Raw genomic sequence first — 22,782 nt, forward strand, 5'->3', positions numbered from 1 at the left:
TTTTTCTACTATATTTTCTTCATAAAATGAAACAATAGCTATGGCTATTCTTTAATTTGATTCATCAATCTAGCGAAAAATCCTTGCCATTATTTTTACGAAATTCTCACCCGTAAATCGTATAACATCTATAGAACTATCAAAGTAGTTAATCTTATTCAATAATATTTGACGTTCATTTATTTTTAGCTTCTTGGAATGTCCTACTCTATCGGTGTCCGTCTTCCAACCATCATATTGAGTCAAATTATCAAATACCAAATTAGTAAAAAAGCTATCATATGCATTTGAATACTAAGCTTGGCAAATTAGCCAAAATTCAATTAAGTCATTGAAGTTCTCTTTTTCTCACTTCAATATAATGGTTTGACTTGCCTTATATTCTGTTTTTACTATTTCTTTTATTTTGTTTCGTACTAAATTTTCGCGAGTAATAGTTTTGGAATTAGTAGCTTTTACTGCATTGCTGCGGTACGCTTTACCTTGTAATTCTTCTTGTAGGTTAGTTAAATACTTGTGTAATCCTGAGTGTTCTATCTTAGTAACTCACCTTACGCATAAGAATATGTTAAAATGTTATTTATGCAGCTCTAAATGTTGATAACTTTTGTAATTCGTTATAAGCTGCTTGCTGTGCAGCTAAATATATTTGAGTCTTCATAGCAAAATGGTTCTTTCCTGTTCTTTCCTTGAGCCATTCTAGTTTTATGTATGCTATGATGGATAACATATAATGGTTCATTTGGGTTTTCATTTTTTTTGTTGGACTTTTGGTAAATCCAGTATTACATTTTATGGATTTATGGAATTCCTCTACTCCCCACCGTTTTTTGTAGATTGTAGTGATCTGGTCATATGATAAGTTTAAACCACTACAAGCCAAGTACAACTCGCCGACTGTATCATTCTCGTTTTTGAAAACTTGCTTGGTAAGCAACAGCGGAAAATCTAATTCTTCGAACCAAACCTCCGCGGTCTGCTGTCCTGGCTGTAGTGTTTCAATACTTATATATTTTTTATCAGCTTTATCTTGTTGGGATAAAGCTACTTTACGATTGCTTTTTAAAACCATGATGAAATCTTGTTTTAGTTCTTCTTTGCAGCAAATCATATTTTCTATAGAACTAAACCAACTATCGGATAAAACATAATCAAACAAAATTTTCTTATGGCACTCGCGAAGCATTCTCCTAAATAGTTCATTCTTAGTGATACTACTTTTGCGCCTTTGTTTACCTGTTTTTTGATCTGTAACCCAAAGATCTTTCTTGATAAATTCAACACCACAAGGAATGCGTATCCCACCAACTTCTAGTAATGCTGTCAAAAAATTCACCCCTTTTACAGATCTTCCAAATACATGATCATAATGCCAACAATTCAATGCACTCTCATCAGTATATTGTTTTTCTTGAATCGAATCATCAAAACTTAAAACTGCTAACTCTTTAGAACGGGTTAATTCTTCAATGTAAGGTTTTGCTTTTTTCCATAAAAATTTGCTGTCATAATCCCCTTTTGACAACTCTCGTGTAATCTTATCATGGCTAATCGACAGCAAAGAAGCCATGCCTGTTGCCGTAACGTATGAACTTGATGTGAGTAAATAATCAGTGTAGAGGTCAACAAAATTCTCCATAGAAATACAAATATAATAATCAACAATTCAAATGTTAAAATTAAAAAATATCATCCCAATTTTGCGTAAGGTGAGTTAGTAATACTCTCCCCATCTACTCCAACGCCTTTGGAATAGTTCTGCTTTACACCATAAAAGGAGGTAATCAACACATAGTCCAGACATATTTTATCATATAGACTATGAGCTAAAAATCCCTTTTCTTTCTTGGCTGCAATGTATAGTTTCCTTTGAAATACATGAACACGCTCATCACTTATGGATGGACTTACTAATAGATTTGCATCAATATAGGCCTTCTGTCTTTCATATAAACTTCTCTAAAGTAGAGCTTCTTCCCTAAACAGAGTTTTGTTGTCTCTGTTATTATTGGTACTATGTGCTCCTCCGACTTCTTTTATAACCACTTCTGAACTTCGTAATACTTATATCAGTGTGTTTAGCATTACCAATCCTTATTATAAAAGATCTCCCACGTTCTGTAATAATCCATCTATAATCACGCCATCCCTATGACTCCGCCAACTCTTCAATACTCAAGTGACTGTTAATCCTATTGAAGTGACAGGGTTCGATGACCGTCAAAACTCTCCCCAAATTGCAGATACACTTATCGAAGCTACTAAGAGTTCACGCTTGCGCATTACGGCTTGATTATTTGTCCTGTACAGCTTCAAAAACACCTTCACAAGTACAACTGTCTACATTTCTTCAGAGTGAACAGACAATTGCTCTGGTGGGATTTATCACCCACTGGATTACCCCACAGTTTCGTGGCACACCACCGTTCCGGCTATGACGTGTTTTAATGCGTTATAGCCATTGTTGTTATGTTTAGTTTTTTTTCAATTGCATTTCTTCCAACAGTATAGCAATAAAGACTAGAAGGAGTAAAATCATAAGTTAAACCATCGTCGTCTTTTATTTCTTCAATGTCTAATGTAGTAACTAATGTTCTATCAAGCTTATTTTTTTGACAAAATGATTTCAAATTTGATAATTTACTAAGACTCTTTACATACCTATTACTCCATTTTATTTCAACAACCCATAAAGGTTTTTGTTTTTCAGCTGATAAACTTACGATATCAACTTCTCCGTTTTTCCAACGAGCATAATATGGTGTAAACCCTGTATTATGACCCCACTGAGAAAAAATAGCCGTTTCTACCATATTCCCTATGAAATCATCTGTCTTTTCTATTGGAGCAAACAAAGCACTCCTTAATGATGGATTTGTAAGATATATTTTAAAGGATGTAGCCCTTTTAAATTTTTTAGAGTTTTGGTCAATTTTATTTATAACACGTATTAAAAAAGCAGCTTCCAAATATTCAATATATCTTTTAATAGTATTTTTAGCTACTCCAGAACTGATTGATAATTGCTCATATGTAAATTCATTACCAGAATTGTATGCAATTGTCGTAAATAATGAATTTAATTCTTGAACATCTTTTATACCATATAAACTAGGTAAATCTCTCAATAAAACTTTATCGACAATATCATTTCTAATATATCTTCCTGGATTGGATTGAATTTCTTTTGAAAGTGAAACCTCTGGATAACCTCCATAGTTAATATAATCAATAAAATGACTATTGAACTCTTCAATATTATCTGTATGGAAATAATTTCCTATTAGTCCTTTCCATTCTTTTTCTTTTAATGAGACTAAGTGAGACAAACCTTTTAAGTCAATATATTCATGGAATGTAAGAGGAGGAAGCATAAAATCTGTAAATCTACCAGCGCCTGATTCATTACTTTTTAGCTTTAAAGCAGCGGCAGCGGATCCAGAAACAATAAACTTAATTTTGTGATACGAGTCAACAAGAGTTTTTAAATGAATTTCCCAATCTTTTAGATATTGTATTTCATCAAATATTATATAATGTTCTTCGGAAGGGTTTTGGTTAGTTACTTCTAAAAAACGATGAAGCAATTCTTCTAAAGATAGACCATTATAAATTGGGTTTTCAATTGAAAGGTAACATATTCTTTTTGAAGGGACTCTATTATTAATTAAATCCTGAACTAAATGAAAAAGCATTACCGTTTTACCTACTCGTCTGGGTCCCATTAAGACTACAGCTCTTTTAACACTTTTTTCATATACAAGTGGAGAGAATAAATCAAAGTATAAACGTTTCTTCATTGATGAATAATAATCATCAATTTCTAATTTTTCCCACCAAGGATTTTCAAATTTTATTTTACTTATGAATTGTTCTTTAGAAAAAGAATGGAGGCTTTTCATTTAGATCATTTTAATAACTCTATTTGCAAAAATAGAGAAATAGAATCAATTAACTAATCTTATTTTGTTTTTATTAAATTATTAGTAAGAGCATAAATTAGTTTATTTTTTAATATACAAATCCTTATCCATTTGTAAATCTTATAATCCAAATGCTTCTTGATCACTTTAATGGTATCCCAGATATGAGTTGTCTTACGTATTGAAAACTAATTTAACCATCCTATTAGGGTCTGATTGAGTTTCCAAACAATCCATTCTATTCCCAAACAGACAATTACTCTGGTGGGATTTACCACCCACTGGATTACCACAGCTTCATGGCACACTAACGCCAAATATATGAATTGGAGCAAGGCAAGCAAACCTGAACCAATCGATTTATCTGCGCATTTTTATTTCTTATTCAATTTATAAAAATTTAGCACCACCGCAAAAAGGAAATGATCTTTCGCTTGGCACTAAACTTTGCTCTGATTTCATAGAATACAGTGTCAGTACCATTTTTTTCTTATGGATAGATTTAGACTTCCTTATTTAAATTTACAACTATTTTACCAACCACGGTACGCTGCTCAAGACTATGAAGAGCATCTGGTACGTCTTTTAGTGAAATAACTTTTTGTATAGAGGGCTTTATCTTTTTATCAGCAATCATTTCAAGTACTGTTTTTATATTTGTTGTAACCTCAACCTTTTGAGTTAAAGCCATAAATTTCTGACTACCACGACCAAATCGGCCAAGAAATTTTACTTTAAGCATATTGTAAAAATCACCACCGACTAATACATATTTACCATCTTTCTTTAAAATCTGTTTGTATCGGCCTGGATATTCAAAAGATGCAGTATCAAATACCGCATCAAACTCTTTTCCAATTAAGGCTTTGATTGAATCCTTTTTTTTATAGTCAATAATCTCATCTGCTCCCCAACTTTTTACTGCCTCATTTTTTTTTGTAGAACAGATAGCTGCTACATATGCACCCTGAGCTTTTGCTATCTGAATGCCAAAAGACCCCACACCACCCGAAGCACCGTTGACCAGAACTTTATCACCTGGATTGATTGAACAAAGAATCATTCCCATCATTGCAGCTTGGCCAGATATAGGCACTGTACAGGCTTGTTCAAAAGAAGCTTCCTCTGGTTTTTTTACCAAGTATTTTGTATTTACAGTGGCATATTCTGCATAACCTCCTCCAAAAGATTTTCGAATATCAGCTACCACCGCATCACCTACTTGAAAACCCTTAACATTTTGCCCAACGCTTTGAATAGTTCCCGCTATATCCATTCCTAAAATTCTCTTGTTCTTGGAAGGTCTGAACAATCCAAAAACCAACCGAATAATAAAATAATTGGCTCGCACAATATATCTATCAGCCGCATTAACTGAGGCACATTCAACTTTCACTAAAACTTCATTTTTATTGGGTATCGGGATTTTACAATCTTTTACAAGTTTCACTACTTCCTCAGGGTTGCCATAGTCTCGAAAAATGATAGCACGCATCAATTTTGAATGTTTCATATTCTTTTTGATGCAAATTTATTAGTGAATTGTGATTCGGTCTTTGCCAGTGGGTTCAATCATTATTCATTGAGGTTCTTTCTGAACTCTGTAGGAGAACAGCCATATTCATTTTTGAACATTCGAGAAAAACTGGATGGATTAATGAATCCACAATCATAGCAAATCTCTTTTATAGAGTTCTGAGAAAAAGCTAAATTACTACGTGCCTTTTCCAATTTTTTTTGAGTGATATATTTAGCTGGTGTGCTGTCGTACATTTTGTTGAATTTTCTTTTAAAAGAAGCCATACTGTTGTTTGTCATAGCTGCCAAACGTTGGAGATTCAATGGTTCATACAAATTAGTCTCAATGACTTTTCTAAATGAAAAAGTTTTATCAGAAAATAGACGTCTCATAATTAAATTCAAGTGTGAAGACTCTTCAGTTTGCAGGAGGAGCAGAATAATTTCTTTTAACTTGACCTCCAAAATTTCCTCACTTAGTGCTGTTTTGTGTTCAAAAAACTTGGCAACACTCATAAAATAAGCTTTTACTAAGGCCGAAGCGTCTTCTTGAAAACTGTCTTTTGCTAAAGGGTAATCCAATTCCTTCCAAAACTTTGGCTTTTTGCCATCAAAAACTTTTCCTAGTACTTTTTGATTGAAATGAACAACAATAGTACTTATATATCCAACTTCAATTTTTGAAAAACTATGTTCAACTGTTTTGCCACATAATGAAAGAATAACTGTTCCTTTTCTAGCTAATAATCCTAATTTTGTTACATCCTGATTATCACCTTGAAGAATATAGGCAAAACAAGATTCGGAAGGTAAACTTAATTCTTTCTCTATGGGCGTAGATAATTCATACCAAGAGAATATTGGTTTATCATACAACGTGATTTGATTAAGTTTTTGAGCCATAGAGTTTACGCCTTGCTTTCTGTAAAACTTTTTTATTTTCTTTTTTGTAATTGGTGCGTAGAGTAGAGCCTGATAGCTTCACCTATTATTATCTGGCTAAAGATATTAATATTTTAGAAGTATCAGTGCCCCCTTCATCAAACCCTACGTAAAGTTTTCCTTCATACGGTTTACCGATAGCGTTCTTCATTGCGCTTTGGAAATTGTTTTTAAGCGTGCATACTTTTCTATATCCAATAATTTATAACATTTTACTAGTGTTTCATAGGGATGCTGGCGAAGCACCCGATGCGCATTTCTTCCTTTTCTTTTCACCCATTTGTAAAGCTTATAATCCAAATGATTCTTGATCACTTTAATCGTATCCCAAATTGCATATAACTTGTGATAGCGCTTTTTTAGCTCAAAAGTACTTTCTATTTTCGAACTTTTCTTTCCATAGCATATAAACGTTGGATTTGTTCCAATACAGAACTGGCTCAGGACGCATCATTATCCAATGCTTTTTCAAAATACCTTCTTGGGTGTGCCATACATGCCAATAAGGTAATACTTCCTTTAGTGCTAAGATCTGGATATCCTGAATACCCGTCAGTCTGAATAGTTCCGTTATAGTCTTGTAAGATTTCTTCTGGAACTTTTCTTGATCGACTCCGATCATACTTAAATAAAACTAAGCGTTCTATAGGTGCATGATGTACCCAATGATATCCCATATGAAGTTTTCCTTTGCTAATATCAAGATGTTGACTCTTGAATATTTGTTGTTGTCTGTAAAAAGGTAATTGGTGCACAAATTTGCGAATAAGCAAATTAATTATTCGTTCTGTACTCATATAATTTATAGCCAGTTTCTCTAACTTTATCGATCAGCTCTGTATAGGGATTATCACAAATATCAACGAAGCCCACATTATAATTCTCTCCATCACCTCTGGCAGTAAAAGGTTCGTCATTGTACTGAAACCAATGTGCACCTACAATTAATGGATTACGTAAAGCCCCTTCTATATAACTTTGATACAACGCCCCTCGATGCGCCTGATCTTTTGCTAATTTTACACCATAATGATAATGTCCTCTATCCAACGCGCCAAAATCAAACTCTCCTATCATTATTGGAGCATCCACTCCTTCGGGTAAACCTATATTTTCAACACTATATTCATATTTGTTAAAACTCATAATATCCATATACTTACTCGCTGCAGTTAATACCACATCATTGTTTGCCCAGGCAAAACGACATCCAAGGTAATTTTGTTTGGGAGCAATGGTATTCAAACCTTCTTTTATTATTTTGAAATAGGTATGTGCAATTTTTTCATAAAAATCAGTTAAGTCTTTTTTGGCATCCTCAAATTTTGGAGGAGTTATACTTTCTAAGAGAGCATCCCAGGATGCATAATTTGTTTTCCAGGATTCATTTAATTTCCCTATCTCTTTATAGGTTGCTTTTAAATCTTTAACAAACTCCACCTTTGCAGGTTGTGAAGCTGGACTTTTTAAGGTTCCCATAGCCAGCGAACCAACATCACCCCAGGATAATTCATTATCTACAAAATACCCAATACACCACGGATCTCCAGCTCCATTCTTCTGAGTTTGCATGGATTGGTTTACAATTTGTCTGAATTTTGGATCAAAAACATCGTGAAACGGACCCCAATACCCTTCTGATCCTTGTATCTTAGGAGTATTCGTAATCCAAACAGAGCCAACATATGGTGTTTTTTGTTGTGCAATGGCTTCTAGGTCAGAAACAAAACCAATAGTATTCAAACCCCAGTTTTTTAATCGTGCGTGCGCCAAGCTCTGGAATTCACTCAACCATTTTTTTCCATATTTTCTATGAAGATTGGCCTTATAAAAATTATATGCTTTATACGGTTTTCGGTCTTTATAGAACCCGTGATCTCCCCAGCTACTTTCTGAGTAAAATTGAGTTAGCGGTGATCCTTCTTCGGGAAGGGAAACAAAATATGACTCTCGATATTGCACACCAGTATTTGGGGCATCAGAAGAAACACAATTTACACCATTTGTCCAAAACAATCGACCTTCGGGATCTACCATCCACCATTTTCCATTGTGTTTTTCGGTTCTAAAAAAGCCTGTAGCTTTTAGCTGTGGACCCGCAGTCCATCCTCCAAACTTATTACGATCTTTAGGTCCGGGATTTGCAGCGATATTTTTTGATTCTTCTGCTGTAATTTTCTTCAACTCCTCATCAGAGTGTATTTTCCCTTTCCAATCTTTATGTATATATTGTCCATATTTGTCTACAAAAGGAAAGAATCCAGTTGTATCTTTCATTTCTAATTTACCAACAGCTCTGACATTATCAACCGTAAATTTATTTTTAGAAACCGCATATCTGGTATTAAACGATACTTGCTTAATCGCTTTTAAATCTGTTTTAATTTTACCGGGGACACCGCGCATTCCTACCACCTCTATCTGTGGCTCAAATGCCCAGGGACTCCAGGCCAAATAAACAGTAATGGTTTTACTTTCATTTGGTTTTAAATCTACATAATCAGAACAAAACCATTTTACCAATCCGTCCGGATCATTCCCTACATAAAATTCAACCTGCATCTCTTTATCCCCAACATTGGTAACATCAGCTTTAACAGAATAATAACCACTTAAATCCCAAGACGCTCCTTTTGGCTCATGCAAAATCACACCTGGTTTTGATAGATTAAAATCTGTAGCCACTTCTAGCTTACTACCCGCTGCATTTTTTAATACCTTAAAAGTAGCATCCTCAGAAACTATAGAGGACTCATCAACAGCATTTTCAAAATCAAATAGCATCATTTCATCTGATTTTGCATCTGGCTGCTGCTTTTCAGAAATTGATTCTTTTTTATTTTCTTCGCAACCAGAAAGCCCTATTAATAAAACAAGTAGGTAATATTTTATTAAATTCAAAAATGTATTTTTCATAAATTGTATTTAAAGTCAAAAGATATGAAGTTTTATCAAATTACATATTGAACTCCTACTAAAAAAATAACAAAAACAACCATTATTCGTTAAAATATAGATACTATATTAAATGAAAATACTTTTTTTAACAATTCTTTCGTTATAAAGATAATCTACTAATCTACATCTATCTTCAAATATGAAAAACACCTTCTTTCTATTATTTTCTTTTATGTTTTATGCAGCTACTGCTCAAAACACTTATTATGTTTCTGATACAAATGGAAATAATTCTAATAATGGGAACCAAGGATCACCGTGGAAAACTATTCAATTTGGAGTAGATCAGTTAGATCCTGGAGATGTCTTAAATATAGAGACGGGTACATATCAGGAAATTGTAACTTTTAGTGGGAACCCGGATTCGGGAACATCTGGTAATCCCATTACATTACAAGCCAATGGTAGTGTTATTATAGATGGAGGTTCTATTGTGCCCAATGGTAGAACAGGACTCATTACCATCTCTGGAGCAAGTAATATTATTATAGATGGTTTTGAATTACAAAATTATCAAACCCAAAACCCTGTTGATAATGATACTAATACCCCTGTAGGGATCTTAGTAGAAGGTAGTTGCAGTAATTTGATTATCCGTAATAATAGGATTCATGACATTAAAAACTTCTCTTCTTGCACTCAAAATAGTGATTGTGGTCCTGGCGCAAACGGCATTGCAGTATATGGAGACACCATAACAGGAATACAGAATATAGAGCTGATAGGAAATGAAGTGTATGAATGTGTTACTTCATCAAGTGAATCATTTACATTAAACGGAAATATTAATGGTTTCAAAGTAATAGACAATTACGTACATGATAACAATAATATAGGGTTTGATTTTATTGGTTTTGAAAATGATGTATGTGCAGCTTGTGGTGATGATAACCAAGCCAGAAATGGTATTGTTCGTCAAAACCGATCTGTAAGAAATACTATTTTCGGAAACGCCTCATTAGGCATTCCTGAAAATCCATGGTATCAATCAGAAATAAATGCAAATGAAGGCAATGCCGGTGGTTTTTATGTGGATGGCGGACGTAATATTATTTTTGAAGGTAATCTGTCCTCAGAAAATGACCTGGGTTTTGAGTTTGGTAGCGAAAATCGTTTTAGAGAAACATCAGACATCCTGATGATCAATAATTATGTGTATAATAACAAAGAAAATGGTGTTATTGCAGGAGGATATTCAGATATTGAAGATGCCCCTGAAGGCGGAGGTGGCGATGCAGTGAGAATCTACATATATAACAATTCATTTTATAAAAATAAAGGATGGGGAAGTGAAATTGTATTCCAAAACAGGGTCAAAGATAGTAGAATTGCTAATAATATTTTTTTTGGTCAGAGTACTACCTCAGCCTGCCACGAAGATTTTAATCCTTCTTCTAATACTAATAATATCTGGGGAACGAATCTTTGGTGGGGTACCTCTGTTTCTGGATCGGTTCCCGGAACATCGATTACTGAGAATCCTGATTTTGTAGATCCCACCGAAGGAAATTTAGATACTCAGCGTTCTTCTACAGCAGCTATCGATGCAGGAATTCTCCAAAACAATATTACATCCTGGACAGATTCTTTCTGGAGCACTAACTTTCCTCCCAATGGAACCATAGCGGTTCATGGTACGAGTGATTATAGAAATACTGATAGATTTGTAAGCACTATCGATCTCGGAGCATTTGAGTTTAGCAATGTTCTGGGAGTTGATGACATTGAAGAACGTCCTACAATGACGTATCCCAACCCAGTAAGAGATGAGATAAATTTTTCTACATCAAACGGGAACTACGGCTATTCAATATATGATATAACCGGTAAAAAACTAACTCAGGGAAAAGCCTCAGACAAGATTATCGTTTCGGATCTTAGTAAGGGAATCTATATTTTATTAATTGAAGATAGTAATAATAAATGGTCTTATAAATTTGTTAAGGAGTAGTTAACAGTGATCGCTTTTAATTAAATTAGGCGATTAAACTTGTACAAATGAAGACACTTCTTACCTCAACTTTCTTTCTATTTACTTTTATTTTAACTGCACAAACTGATCAAAGAATCTATGACATTATACAAGCTGTTTCTGCTGATCGAATTGAAACTGATATAAAAAAACTAGCCGATTTTGGCACAAGACATACCTTAAGCGATACCGTATCTGCAACCCGAGGTATTGGGGCTGCCAGAAGGTGGATTAAGTCTGAGTTTGATAAAATATCCAACGGCTGTAACAATTGCCTAGACGTTTTCTATCAGAAGGATTTGGTAAAAAAAGGAACTAATCAGCGTATCACAAAAGATGTTATGGTTGTTAATGTGGTCGCCATCCAGCGTGGAACCAAATATCCCAACCGTTTTATTATGATGAGTGGTGATATTGACTCCCGTATTACTGATCCTGTAAATTATACAGATGATGCTCCCGGAGCTAATGATAATGCCACGGGAATGGCTGGAGCTATAGAAGCTGCCAGAGTTTTATCAAAATATAAATTCGAAAATAGTATTATCTATGTGGGATTATCCGGAGAAGAACAGGGATTGTTTGGTGGTAAAGGACTCGCTGCCTATGCAAAGAAAAACAACTGGGATATTATTGGCATTATGAATAATGATATGATTGGTAATATCAAAGGTGTTGATGGCGTAATTGATAACAGAACCTTTAGGATATTCTCAGAACCAACGAATCTTACAGACGATCAGAAAACAGTAGAAAGAAGACGTTTTTATGGAGGTGAAGTTGACGGGATTTCCAGACAACTGGCACGCCGGATACATAAAACGACTAAAACCTACATGCCAGAGATGAATCCTATGATGATTTACCGTCTGGATCGTTTTGGTCGTGGCGGACATCATCGCCCATTTAATGATGCAGGATTTGCCGGAATCCGAATTATGGAAGCACACGAAAACTATACCCAGCAACATCAGGATATCAGAGAAGAAAACGGAATCAAATACGGAGATGTCGTAGAACACGTAAATTTTGAATATGCTGCTAAGCTCACTGCTGTCAATGCTATCAATTTGGCGAGTATCGCCTGGGCGCCTCCTGCCCCTACCGAGGTAAAAATTGGGGGAATTGTAGAACCATCAGCAAAATTTACATGGAAAAAAGCAAATGACCCTAACATTATAGGATATAAAATTTATTGGAGAGATACAACATCTCCCACCTGGGATCATAGCCGTTTTGTAGGGAATGTGGATAATTTTGTATTAGATGGTATTGTCATTGATAATTTCTTTTTCGGAATTGCATCCGTTGGAAAAAATGGCCACGAAAGCCCGGTAGTATTTCCTTCTGAAATTTTTAGAAAATAATATATTTTTACCAAATCATGCTAATTCTTTATGGACTCATCCTGATTTTTTATTTTTAAGCGAAAATGAATTGAAATTTGATCAGATGCGGCACTTTTTGTAATCTCTATAGATGAAAAAGTAACAAAATATAGACGAATTTCAGCCATTTTTCAGGAAGTAGAAAAAGTCAAGATGAGTTCTACAACAACTCTAATGTGAGTATTCATTTTTAAGTTGAAAAATGTGCATTTTATAAACTTTATAAACCAAAATAAGTTCACTAATTATTTTGATATGAATCGATTTTTAATTCCAGTTTTTCTTTTAAGTATCTATCCCCTGTTTTCGCAGACCTCTCTTTTTGAAAACCAGCAACAATTTACCAGGCAAGATACATTAAGAGGAACCATAACTCCAGAAAGAGATTGGTGGGATCTCACCTATTATCACCTGGATATTACTGTGGATCCTGATACCAAATCCATCAAAGGAAAAAATACTATTCATTATAGAGTTTTAAAAAAACATACTGTATTACAAGTGGATTTGCAATCACCACTAAAAATTGAAAAAATACTGCAAGATGGAAAAGAATTAAAGGTGAATTCTGAAGGCAATGCTCATTTTGTAACACTCGATAAAAAACAAAAAAAGAATAAAATCAATTCGATCGAAGTGTATTATAGTGGTAAACCCCGTGAAGCAGTGAATGCTCCCTGGGATGGAGGGATTTCCTGGAAAAAAGACATTCGGGGAAATCATTTTATAGCCTCGTCTTGCCAAGGATTGGGAGCCAGTGTATGGTGGCCTAATAAAGACCATATGTATGATGAAGTAGATAGTATGCTGGTAAGTGTTACCGTTCCAAAAAAACTTGTGAATGTATCTAATGGTCGGTTAAGAAAAGTAGAAGAACGTGATATCAATACCAAAACCTATCACTGGTTTGTGCAAAACCCTATCAATAATTATGGTGTGAATATTAATATCGGAGATTATGTTCATTTTGGAGAACAATATAAAGGGGAAAAAGGAATATTGGATATGGATTATTACGTATTGAGAGATAACCTGGACCTTGCCAAAGAACAATTTAAAGACGCTCCCAAAACGATAAAAGCCTTCGAGCATTGGTTTGGTCCATATCCATTTTATGAAGATAGTTATAAATTAGTAGAAGCACCCTATCTGGGAATGGAACATCAAAGTTCTGTTACCTACGGAAACAAGTATGTAAATGGATATCTGGGCAACGACCTTTCAGGAACTGGTTGGGGATTAAAATTTGATTTTATTATTGTTCACGAATCCGGTCACGAATGGTTTGCAAATAATATTACCAATAAAGATATTGCTGATATGTGGATTCATGAAAGTTTTACAGCATATTCTGAAGGGCTGTTTCTGGACTACCATTATGGTAAAGAAGCGGGAGCCGCCTATATTGTGGGAACGAGAAAAAGTATCCAAAATGATAGTCCTATTATAGGAAACTACAATGTAAACCACGAAGGTTCAAGTGATATGTATTTTAAAGGAGCCAATATGCTCCATACATTACGCCAACTAGTCGAAGATGATAATGCATGGAAAGCTTTATTAAGAGGGCTTAATAAAGAATTTTATCATCAAACAGTAACGACAAAACAAATTGAAAATTATATAAGTAAAGAAACTAAAATAGACCTGACCGCTTTTTTTAACCAATACCTAAGAGATACAAGAATTCCAACATTAGAATACGACCTGGATGAAAATGGATTAAAATATAGATATACAAATATCGTCAATGACTTTGATATGCCTGTTATAATAAAAATCAATGGGAAAGATCAGTGGATACAACCCAAGGCAACCTGGCAAGTCTTAAATATAAAAGCAGATGAAATTAATGTAAACCCAAATTTCTATATAAACACAACATCACTATAATGAAAATATATTTCCCACAATGGCAAGGATCAGGAACCGGAAAAAACATCGAAGACGGTGCCAGAACTATTTTGGAGTATCTGAATGATTCTGAATTCATTAAAGTTCCATTATCTGATATTCCGGCTGGACAGTATGGAGAAAAGAAATACAATATCCATAACTATGATGCCATTACAGAGCAATTATCACGCTTAAAAAAAACTATTGAAACATCTCAACCCGACACAATTCAAACTATTGGAGGAGATTGTGGTTTAGAAATAGTTCCGGTATCTTATCTCAATCAAAAATATCCTAATCTGGGAGTCATCTGGTTTGATGCCCATGCAGATATCAATAAACCCTGTGATTCTCCAAGTTGTAATTTTCACGGAATGCCATTGCGCACCTTATTGGGAGAAGGTTCAGTACATATGACTCCACTCCTATTCTCTACCATACAACCCTCACAAATTCATTATGTAGGTGTCAGGGACATTGATGCTGTAGAACTAGCGCGTATCGAGAAAGATACTATATATGCACCAGGAGAAACAAATATTGAAGCTATGATCACCACCTTACAATCCAAAGATATCACACACCTATATTTACATTTCGATTTTGATTGTCTGGAACCAAAAGATTATGACAAAACCTATTATCAGGTCAAAGATGGGGTCACTATTAAGCAAGCAAAAGAATGCATAGAGCTGTTACAGCAAAACTTTACAGTAGTCGGCAGTAGTGTATTAGAGTCGGTTACTACCAAGGTTTCAGAATTGAAACCTATTGAGGGAATTATAAATGCATTAATATCAAATCAGAATGCAGATAAATAGTAAATTACCTCAGGGCAAGCCGAGGCATTTATCAGGACAAAAACATTACAATTTCGAGCTAAACCTCAGAGCATTTACATCTCGATTATCGGGTACATATCTGTATGCTTGTCTATCGATTTGTTTTATGATAAGCTGTAATAAAAATCCAACCGTTTCGGGTATTACAACTGTAGAGAAATCAAAAAATGAAGTCGTGATATTGGGAGCTATTCACGGGGGGCACCGCACTGATAGCATATACAATACGGTTTATCTAAAAAAATTAATCAAAGAAATTAATCCTGATTATATCTTAGCTGAGATTCCACCAGATCGTTTTGAAGAAGCTATGCGGGGTTTCAAAAAAGATGATAGTATTTCTGAACCCAGAGTTATGCGTTTTCCAGAATATGCAGATGTTGTTTTCCCTCTCACCAAAGAAATGAATTTTGAGATCATTCCTACGGCAGGATGGACATTGCCTATGGCTCAGGAACGCAGTCAGAAATTAAATGCCATCCGTAAAGATTCGTTAAGAACGGCAGATTGGAACACATACCAGAATGCCAATAAGCTTTCGGATTCTATATATTCTATATATAAGACTACAGGAAAAGTAAATGATCCTTATTTTATCCATACCCATACGTATGATAGCATTCAGGATATCAGCTTACAGGTTTATAACAGTCTTTTTAATGTAGAGTTAGGTCTGGGGGGATGGGATAATATAAATATTGCACATTATTGGAATATCGAAAAGGCATTACAAAAATATAAGTATACAGGCAAAAGAATGTTGATCATCTATGGAGCGGGGCATAAAGGATGGTTTCTAAGGGAATTACGCAAACGTGATGATATAAAACTACTAGAGATGAGACCATTTCTGGACGCTATAGAAGACAAATAAGATATGAGAGCTATTGTATACGAATCATTTAAAGCCCCATTAACAATACAGCATGTAACAGACCCTTCTCCTTCAGAACACGGGGTCGTTATAAAAGTAAAAGCCACCGGTTTATGCCGTAGTGACTGGCATGGCTGGATGGGACATGATCAGGATATAGAATTACCTCATGTTCCTGGACACGAATTAGCAGGCATCATTGAGACTACGGGCAAAAATGTTCATAATTTTCGGGTGGGAGACCGTGTTACTGTTCCCTTTGTTTGTGGATGTGGCAGCTGTATCCCTTGTACTTCTGGTAACCATCAGATATGTGATTACCAATCGCAGCCTGGATTTACACACTGGGGATCTTTTGCAGAATATGTAGCTATTGATTATGCAGATACAAATTTAGTATTGCTACCAGACGAAATTGATGATATTACCGCAGCAACACTGGGATGTCGCTTTATTACCGCATTCAGAGCAATTGTTGCACAAGGAAAAGTAAATGCTGGTCAGTATGTAGCTATTCATGGGTGCGGAGGTGTTGGCTTATCTGCCATTATGATCGCCAGTGCTCTTGGTGCTCAGGTGATTGCGATTGATATCAACGAAGAATCCTTACATCTGGCAAAAGAACTGGGTGCTATACAAACTGTAAATGCTACCCGTCAAGAAGATGTGGTGGATACTATTAAGACACTTACACATGGAGGCGCGCACGTATCCGTTGATGCTCTGGGAAGTGCGACTACCTGCTTTAACTCTATTACAAACTTAAGAAAACAAGGAAAACATATTCAGGTAGGGTTAATGACAGGAAACCATCAACACCCTAACATTCCTATGGATAAGGTTCTGGCAGATGAATTAGAAATTATTGGTAGTCATGGGATGCAGGCTTATAAATATCCCGAGATGTTAAATATGATTAAAAATGGAAAACTTCATCCTCAAAAATTAATACAAAATACAATCACTCTGGAACAAGCTATCAAAGCACTCCCCGAAATGGATAACTTTGATACCAAAGGTATACAGGTAATTAACTCATTTTAGATCAATATAAATACTAATTTTATACCGCAGAGAAATATGATCCCGTATACCATCTCATTTATAGCCGCTATCATTCTGGGAATGTCTAAATCTGGATTAAAAGGAATGGGGGTTGTTATCGTTACCCTAATGGCATTAGTCCACGGAGCAAAAGCATCTACAGGAATTGTATTACCGCTTCTTATTTTTGCAGACATACTGGCTGTAACCTATTACAACAGGCATACCCAATGGAAATATCTTATTAAATTTCTTCCCTGGATGATCCTCGGTGTTCTTATAGCAGTATTTGTAGGCAAAGATCTCCCTGAAAACATTTTTAAGAAAGGGATGGCTGTAATAATACTAGTAAGTGTAGTGATTATGTTTCTTTGGGAGCGATACGATAAAAAAAACATTCCTAATAAGGTTTGGTTTGCTGGTTCTACGGGATTGATGGCAGGTTTTACTACGATGATCGGGAATCTAGCAGGCGCTTTTACAAATATATTTTTTCTGGCTACCAGAATTCCAAAAAATGAATTTATTGGGACTGCCGCGTGGTTATTTTTTATCATTAATTTATTTAAACTACCATTTCATATTTTCAGCTGGAAAACAATTACTGCAGCATCATTACTTACAGACTTATACTTAATTCCAGCGGTAATTCTGGGGTTTATTTTGGGATTAAAAGTCGTAAAATTGTTTAAAGATCATCAATACAGAAAATTTATACTACTAATGACAGCAATCGGAGGCATTGTAATTTTATTGAAATAATAAACAGCACTCCTCTTATCTGCCCCCTTCTCTGGACTTAATATTGGCCTCACAGAGTTTTATGATTTCTATAATCCGTCGATCCCTTGTCTCCTGACGTTTTGCCTGATGAATCCAATATAGATAGTTTTTTCTATAACTGGGACTGAAATTCTGAAAGTTTTCATACGCTATAGGTGCTGCATCAAAGGCTTTTATAAGATCCTGAGGTATAATCCCTTTTTCTACAGCATCCAATGCTGTCCACGAACCATTCTTTTTTGCTGTTTTGATAGTAGCCATACCACTTTCATGCAGTAAACCATCCTTAGTTAGTTCTTTAATATAAGCCTTATTAAGTTTGCTCCATACACTTTTTGGCTTTCGTGGGCAGAAATATTGCCTCCTGCGTTCATCATCTATTCTTTTGACAGTAGAATCTATCCACCCATAACAAATAGCAACTTTGACAGCTTCTTCCCATCGCATACTGGGAGCCGTACTTTTTACTTTATAAAAAATTAAATATACGCCGTTTGAAGTTTTATGATTTTCACGAAGCCATTGCCGCCATTCCTGATCATTTTTAAAATATAATTCTGGTTTATCACTCATAAAAATAGTATCAACTGCTCTCCTGTGTCAAGATACTATTTTTTGATAAATATATGAACCCATAGCATATACAGATATGCTATGGGTTCTGCTCCTATTTGTGTAGTACAGGTTTATTAAAAGAATCTGTTACAGATGCTAAAAAAAACCATTATTTGTTGGTTTGATCTCCTCCCTTAGTAATATCCTTGTATCATGCTATTTGTATCCAAAGTTCATTTGGTTTTAAAAAATGTTCCCAAAGTATCTCTTACGGGTACAAATCTATGGTGAATAAGAACACGCATCAAGAAGGAAAACACGGTTTATACACCGGTTAACTACCTTAAATACTTATAGGTTTTCCCCTAACAAAGCATAGGTTTATTCCCTTTTACTAGTACACATATACTGCATACCTGCCTTCTTGGGATATTGAGATTATAGTTTTATAGTTATTCTAGTTAAATGTATCGCTATATCTTATCGCCAAATAAAATTTTATGATTCTAAAAAATGAATACTTTCTTTAGAAATTTAAAACTTTGAGGTCTTAAATAATATACACAAACTCTTAATTAAAAAATATGGACAACATTAACTGGATCGAACTATTAGGATATGTAGCTTCGGCTTTGATAGCCATTAGTATCACTATGAATTCAATTATCAAGCTTAGAACCATTAACCTTATCGGAGCATTTCTACTTGGCACCTATGGGATATTTATTGATTCTATGCCTGTCGTACTATTAAACTATTTTATCGCGATGACAAATACCTACTTCATCTACAAGCTTCTAAAAAAACAATAGTACTATTTTGATGATCTACTGAATAGTGTTTTTTTTACACAAACCTTTTATTCTTTTGCGATTGCGAATCCCTCGGTAACCGACCAGTCATAAAAACGTTCTATCCAGGTATCAGAAGGGAGCTCTTTTTTACGCATTCCGAAACCGTGTCCACCTTTGGCATATATATGCAATCCTGCATTCAATCCCCGAGTATACCAGGAATTATAGAGTTCTATGGCACCAGTAGCCAAACCAATAGGATCATCAGAAGCGCAAAAAATCAAGATAGGCGGCGCATCTTCTTTGGGCTCCTGGACAGCCATCTGAGTGGTCCAGGGATAGATCGGTACCAAAAAATCAGGTCGGTTCTCCTTTGTATACTGATAGGCTATACCCATAGCTACTGCCCCTCCTGCAGAGAATCCCATAAAACCAATTTTTTGCGGATCTATTCCGTAGATATTGGCATGCTGACGTATATAGGAGATCGCTTGCAATCCGTCCTGTATAGACAGCGGCATGATTCTGGATACTTCCTTTGTGAGTTTAGCAGAATTTTGGGCCACCAGATTAGAGATCTCAGCGACTCCATCTTCTGCTGTAGGAACCAAGCGGTATTTTAGAACAATCCCGGTAATTCCTCTTTTTGCCAACCAAGAAGCAACTGCTGTACCTTCATGATAAATACTGTGGGCAAATAGCCCTCCTCCAGGAGCAATAATAACTGCAGCCCTTGTATTCTTTTCTTTAGCAGGGCTAAAAACTTGTATTGTTGGCTCTGAAACATTAGTGATTACCTTCGTTCCCCATATCTCAGAATAATATTCTTTTTCGCTGTTCTCCCACTTTATATCTATTGGAGTCTCATAAGGAAGTTTTATAATATCCTGACCGTATCCCAAAAAAGAAAGTGGATATATACATAAGAATAGTATCATTTTTTTCATATGACAAATGGATTTCTATTAACAATATATATCAAAGATAAATTAATTATGCTGGAGCTCCCATAAAACCGAATGCTATTTGCAATCCGTTTTTGTCTGATTTTAGAATACTTTATTTTGCTACTATTTGCTTAATATTTTTAACACTCTATCTTCGCTGATCAAGATATCTCTAAATAAAACATGGGGAAATTCGGTATATTTTGATAGCTTAAAACCTTCAGAGATTCTTGATAAAGTTGTGGCTGTAATTAGTGATAAATTTATTTCTGCATCCATCCCACAATCATGTACAAAATCTTCACTGAATTCTGGCGCTACAAGCAAAATCTTAACAATTCGTAAATTATTTTTCAGGGCTAGACTTTGATACGATTTTAATTGTCTTGATACGGCACTAAATTTATTGTATCCTCGTTCCTTACTGGTTTTACATTCTACAATGATTATTTCATTATTCCCTAAATTTAAAAGGATATCCATCATATCTTTTTTTGTATTCAGCTGGTTTTTAAAATCATCATCCACATGAAAACCTAAACTTTTGAAAATACTTCTTGTCAAATCTTCAAATTTGATTCCCAATTCACTTTCTTTTATGATAATTCCATTCTCTTTTAATAAATTAAGATTACGGTATCCTATATTTTCATAGTTTTCTAAATATAAATTTTCAACATCTTTATAATATTCCAGGATATTTAGAATATCATCGCCACGCTGTCTTATTGCGTTATCCTTAATAAAATTAGTTAGATCAGCTTTTGCTATCAAATCTAAAATATCTCTTGGTTTAATATTATAATCCAATAAGAAATCAGCCTTAAGGACATATTCATCCTGCAACTCGAATTGGTCTTTTATCTGTTTGTTGAGTTTGGGTAACGTATGATTTAATTCTGCTAATAACTTATCAAACCCGTCCAGAGATATTCCTACTTTTTCATCACGCTCTACAGCATCAAAATGTTTAATGAGACTATCAATTTTATCGTCTAGTGTACTTCCTTTTAAATTACTAATATTTAATCCTTTTTCACAGAGTTCATTTAGTTCTTTTTTCTTTTCTGTTAATGTACTCCCTTGTTTATAAATTCCCTCGAGAAGGAGGTTTGTAAATGAAACACCTTCTTTAATTATTTCTTCAATTTTTTGAGAGTATGACAATTTTCTATCTACATTATGTTCTCTACAGATATTGTTAATAATAGGTTCTCTTAAGAGTTTGAGCGTTCTACGATAGAATTTTTCTGCTACTTCTTTTCCTCTTACTTCTCTTAATATCCTGACCATCTCATCAGCGACATATATGGTATTTTCTTTATTAGAGTAAAATATAACTCCAATATTTTTAAGCCCTTTTATTACCTCCTGGATATCCAATTTTTTAATCGATAGAATTGAATAATTTATCAATTTCACTTCTTCTTGTGAGAGTCCTAGTTGCTTTGATAATGTTAATATGATCGACAACTCATCTGATGTTATTTTTGGGTCTCTATTATTCTTAATATCGTTATGGTATGCTGTTGTTAAGCAAGCTTTATAAATCTTGTAATCTCTTTTACGATGTATACTAATATCAGATTTATTGTTTTCTACATCCGACTCTAGTACTTTAATTTTAGTTTTTATATGTTTAATTTCATTTTCATATAATCTGGAAAACCAATCTTGTTTCATGATACAATTTCCATCGCGAATAATAATATCAATCAAAATGTCTAGCTGCGAGGTAATTTCTTGAAATTCGCATTTGATATGCTCCTGAAACTCAAGTAATGTTAATGTAAAAATCTTTGATATATTCTCATTATCTACAGATTTTAGTCCTTTATCTGATGAACTTAGGATCCTTTCGATTTCTTTGATATTCTTTGGTCTACCAGATATGATTGTATCAATAACTTTTATAAATGAGTTTTTCTCTATTGAGCCAAGCTTATCTAATATCTTTTCTAATTTCATAAGGTTTTATTTTCAGTTTTGTACATTGTTTTATACGATTTATAACTAAAAATTCTAGTAATTAATGAATACAATAATGAAATATCGTTACAGGAAATATGTAACTATATTGGTATGTTTTTTTGCTAAGTTCACAAAACATTAAAAGATTTCACAAGGTAGTGAATGAGTTGTTTTAGGGGAAATAACAACTTATTTATTAAATATATGTAAATAAATTATAATGATCTAATTGAAGCCCTACATATTTTCTGGAAGTGTAATTATAACCCTGTCTCAGGGTTAAGCCCCAGGAGGGCTCTGGGAGCTAGCTCCCAGAGCCCTCCTGGGGCTTGGTCGCTAAATCAAGTGCTATCCGATCCCCAAATTTAATATATA

General features: G+C 34.5%; 17 protein-coding genes. 8 read left to right on the forward strand and 9 right to left on the reverse strand.

Going from position 1 to position 22,782, the window contains the following annotated elements:
• Nucleotides 1–580 precede the first annotated feature (580 nt).
• The 6 genes from F0000_RS24455 to F0000_RS24495 all read right to left on the reverse strand — a co-directional run bounded on the left by F0000_RS24455 (nucleotide 581) and on the right by F0000_RS24495 (nucleotide 9,299).
• A complete protein-coding gene (locus tag F0000_RS24455) occupies nucleotides 581–1,639 on the reverse strand; it encodes a transposase (RefSeq protein WP_149627352.1) in 1,059 nt (352 codons plus the stop codon).
• Nucleotides 1,640–2,444: 805 nt separating this feature from the next.
• Complete coding sequence (locus F0000_RS24465) at nucleotides 2,445–3,902, reverse strand: ATP-binding protein (protein ID WP_149627353.1); 1,458 nt, start codon at nucleotides 3,900–3,902, stop codon at nucleotides 2,445–2,447.
• Nucleotides 3,903–4,425: 523 nt separating this feature from the next.
• Entirely contained in the window at nucleotides 4,426–5,436 is a 1,011-nt protein-coding gene (locus F0000_RS24475; RefSeq protein ID WP_149627354.1) for an NAD(P)-dependent alcohol dehydrogenase, read from the reverse strand.
• Nucleotides 5,437–5,498: 62 nt separating this feature from the next.
• Nucleotides 5,499–6,344: an AraC family transcriptional regulator gene (locus F0000_RS24480; RefSeq protein ID WP_149627355.1), complete on the reverse strand. Its 846-nt coding sequence runs from the start codon at nucleotides 6,342–6,344 to the stop codon at nucleotides 5,499–5,501.
• Between the two features lie 479 nt (nucleotides 6,345–6,823).
• A complete protein-coding gene (locus F0000_RS24490) occupies nucleotides 6,824–7,180 on the reverse strand; it encodes a transposase (RefSeq protein ID WP_149627356.1) in 357 nt (118 codons plus the stop codon).
• Nucleotides 7,158–9,299 (reverse strand): beta-agarase, encoded by a 2,142-nt coding sequence (locus F0000_RS24495; RefSeq protein WP_149627357.1) that lies wholly within the window; start codon nucleotides 9,297–9,299, stop codon nucleotides 7,158–7,160. The genes F0000_RS24490 and F0000_RS24495 overlap by 23 nt, the downstream gene beginning before the upstream one ends.
• Nucleotides 9,300–9,480: 181 nt before the next feature.
• Here F0000_RS24495 and F0000_RS24500 point away from each other — a divergent pair, with 181 nt between their 5' ends.
• From F0000_RS24500 to F0000_RS24530, 7 genes are all read left to right on the forward strand, one after another.
• Nucleotides 9,481–11,292 (forward strand): T9SS type A sorting domain-containing protein, encoded by a 1,812-nt coding sequence (locus tag F0000_RS24500; protein ID WP_149627358.1) that lies wholly within the window; start codon nucleotides 9,481–9,483, stop codon nucleotides 11,290–11,292.
• 47 nt (nucleotides 11,293–11,339) lie between these two features.
• Entirely contained in the window at nucleotides 11,340–12,680 is a 1,341-nt protein-coding gene (locus F0000_RS24505) for a M28 family metallopeptidase (protein ID WP_149627359.1), read from the forward strand.
• Nucleotides 12,681–12,956: 276 nt separating this feature from the next.
• Entirely contained in the window at nucleotides 12,957–14,594 is a 1,638-nt protein-coding gene (locus F0000_RS24510) for a M1 family metallopeptidase (RefSeq protein ID WP_149627360.1), read from the forward strand.
• Nucleotides 14,594–15,418 (forward strand): arginase family protein, encoded by an 825-nt coding sequence (locus tag F0000_RS24515; protein WP_149627361.1) that lies wholly within the window; start codon nucleotides 14,594–14,596, stop codon nucleotides 15,416–15,418. The genes F0000_RS24510 and F0000_RS24515 overlap by 1 nt, the downstream gene beginning before the upstream one ends.
• Nucleotides 15,405–16,313 (forward strand): hypothetical protein, encoded by a 909-nt coding sequence (locus F0000_RS24520; protein WP_149627362.1) that lies wholly within the window; start codon nucleotides 15,405–15,407, stop codon nucleotides 16,311–16,313. The genes F0000_RS24515 and F0000_RS24520 overlap by 14 nt, the downstream gene beginning before the upstream one ends.
• A gap of 3 nt (nucleotides 16,314–16,316) precedes the next feature.
• The gene (locus F0000_RS24525; RefSeq protein WP_149627363.1) at nucleotides 16,317–17,357 is read left to right on the forward strand and encodes a zinc-dependent alcohol dehydrogenase family protein; all 1,041 of its coding nucleotides are present in this window, start codon (nucleotides 16,317–16,319) and stop codon (nucleotides 17,355–17,357) included.
• 36 nt (nucleotides 17,358–17,393) lie between these two features.
• Nucleotides 17,394–18,119 (forward strand): sulfite exporter TauE/SafE family protein, encoded by a 726-nt coding sequence (locus tag F0000_RS24530; protein ID WP_149627364.1) that lies wholly within the window; start codon nucleotides 17,394–17,396, stop codon nucleotides 18,117–18,119.
• 15 nt (nucleotides 18,120–18,134) lie between these two features.
• Here the strand turns inward: F0000_RS24530 and F0000_RS24535 are convergent, their stop codons facing one another.
• Entirely contained in the window at nucleotides 18,135–18,713 is a 579-nt protein-coding gene (locus F0000_RS24535) for a YdeI family protein (protein WP_149627365.1), read from the reverse strand.
• A gap of 566 nt (nucleotides 18,714–19,279) precedes the next feature.
• Between F0000_RS24535 and F0000_RS24540 the strand changes: the two genes are divergently transcribed.
• Nucleotides 19,280–19,507: a YgjV family protein gene (locus F0000_RS24540; protein ID WP_149627366.1), complete on the forward strand. Its 228-nt coding sequence runs from the start codon at nucleotides 19,280–19,282 to the stop codon at nucleotides 19,505–19,507.
• A gap of 47 nt (nucleotides 19,508–19,554) precedes the next feature.
• Here F0000_RS24540 and F0000_RS24545 read toward each other — a convergent pair whose 3' ends face one another.
• Both F0000_RS24545 and F0000_RS24550 read right to left on the reverse strand, forming a co-directional pair.
• Nucleotides 19,555–20,436 (reverse strand): alpha/beta hydrolase, encoded by an 882-nt coding sequence (locus tag F0000_RS24545; RefSeq protein WP_255452884.1) that lies wholly within the window; start codon nucleotides 20,434–20,436, stop codon nucleotides 19,555–19,557.
• A gap of 123 nt (nucleotides 20,437–20,559) precedes the next feature.
• Complete coding sequence (locus tag F0000_RS24550) at nucleotides 20,560–22,404, reverse strand: hypothetical protein (protein WP_149627367.1); 1,845 nt, start codon at nucleotides 22,402–22,404, stop codon at nucleotides 20,560–20,562.
• Nucleotides 22,405–22,782: the final 378 nt, after the last annotated feature.

The sequence above is a fragment of the Aquimarina sp. RZ0 genome (assembly GCF_008370685.1).
Classification (GTDB): Bacteria; Bacteroidota; Bacteroidia; order Flavobacteriales; family Flavobacteriaceae; genus Aquimarina.

What these genes read in the sequence shown, in the direction of transcription:
- F0000_RS24455 (WP_149627352.1), bottom strand. Translation starts at nt 1,639, where the DNA reads ATGGAGAATTTTGTTGACCTCTACACTGATTATTTACTCACATCAAGT.
- F0000_RS24465 (WP_149627353.1), bottom strand. Translation starts at nt 3,902, where the DNA reads ATGAAAAGCCTCCATTCTTTTTCTAAAGAACAATTCATAAGTAAAATA.
- F0000_RS24475 (WP_149627354.1), bottom strand. Translation starts at nt 5,436, where the DNA reads ATGAAACATTCAAAATTGATGCGTGCTATCATTTTTCGAGACTATGGC.
- F0000_RS24480 (WP_149627355.1), bottom strand. Translation starts at nt 6,344, where the DNA reads ATGGCTCAAAAACTTAATCAAATCACGTTGTATGATAAACCAATATTC.
- F0000_RS24490 (WP_149627356.1), bottom strand. Translation starts at nt 7,180, where the DNA reads ATGAGTACAGAACGAATAATTAATTTGCTTATTCGCAAATTTGTGCAC.
- F0000_RS24495 (WP_149627357.1), bottom strand. Translation starts at nt 9,299, where the DNA reads ATGAAAAATACATTTTTGAATTTAATAAAATATTACCTACTTGTTTTA.
- F0000_RS24500 (WP_149627358.1), top strand. Translation starts at nt 9,481, where the DNA reads ATGAAAAACACCTTCTTTCTATTATTTTCTTTTATGTTTTATGCAGCT.
- F0000_RS24505 (WP_149627359.1), top strand. Translation starts at nt 11,340, where the DNA reads ATGAAGACACTTCTTACCTCAACTTTCTTTCTATTTACTTTTATTTTA.
- F0000_RS24510 (WP_149627360.1), top strand. Translation starts at nt 12,957, where the DNA reads ATGAATCGATTTTTAATTCCAGTTTTTCTTTTAAGTATCTATCCCCTG.
- F0000_RS24515 (WP_149627361.1), top strand. Translation starts at nt 14,594, where the DNA reads ATGAAAATATATTTCCCACAATGGCAAGGATCAGGAACCGGAAAAAAC.
- F0000_RS24520 (WP_149627362.1), top strand. Translation starts at nt 15,405, where the DNA reads ATGCAGATAAATAGTAAATTACCTCAGGGCAAGCCGAGGCATTTATCA.
- F0000_RS24525 (WP_149627363.1), top strand. Translation starts at nt 16,317, where the DNA reads ATGAGAGCTATTGTATACGAATCATTTAAAGCCCCATTAACAATACAG.
- F0000_RS24530 (WP_149627364.1), top strand. Translation starts at nt 17,394, where the DNA reads ATGATCCCGTATACCATCTCATTTATAGCCGCTATCATTCTGGGAATG.
- F0000_RS24535 (WP_149627365.1), bottom strand. Translation starts at nt 18,713, where the DNA reads ATGAGTGATAAACCAGAATTATATTTTAAAAATGATCAGGAATGGCGG.
- F0000_RS24540 (WP_149627366.1), top strand. Translation starts at nt 19,280, where the DNA reads ATGGACAACATTAACTGGATCGAACTATTAGGATATGTAGCTTCGGCT.
- F0000_RS24545 (WP_255452884.1), bottom strand. Translation starts at nt 20,436, where the DNA reads ATGAAAAAAATGATACTATTCTTATGTATATATCCACTTTCTTTTTTG.
- F0000_RS24550 (WP_149627367.1), bottom strand. Translation starts at nt 22,404, where the DNA reads ATGAAATTAGAAAAGATATTAGATAAGCTTGGCTCAATAGAGAAAAAC.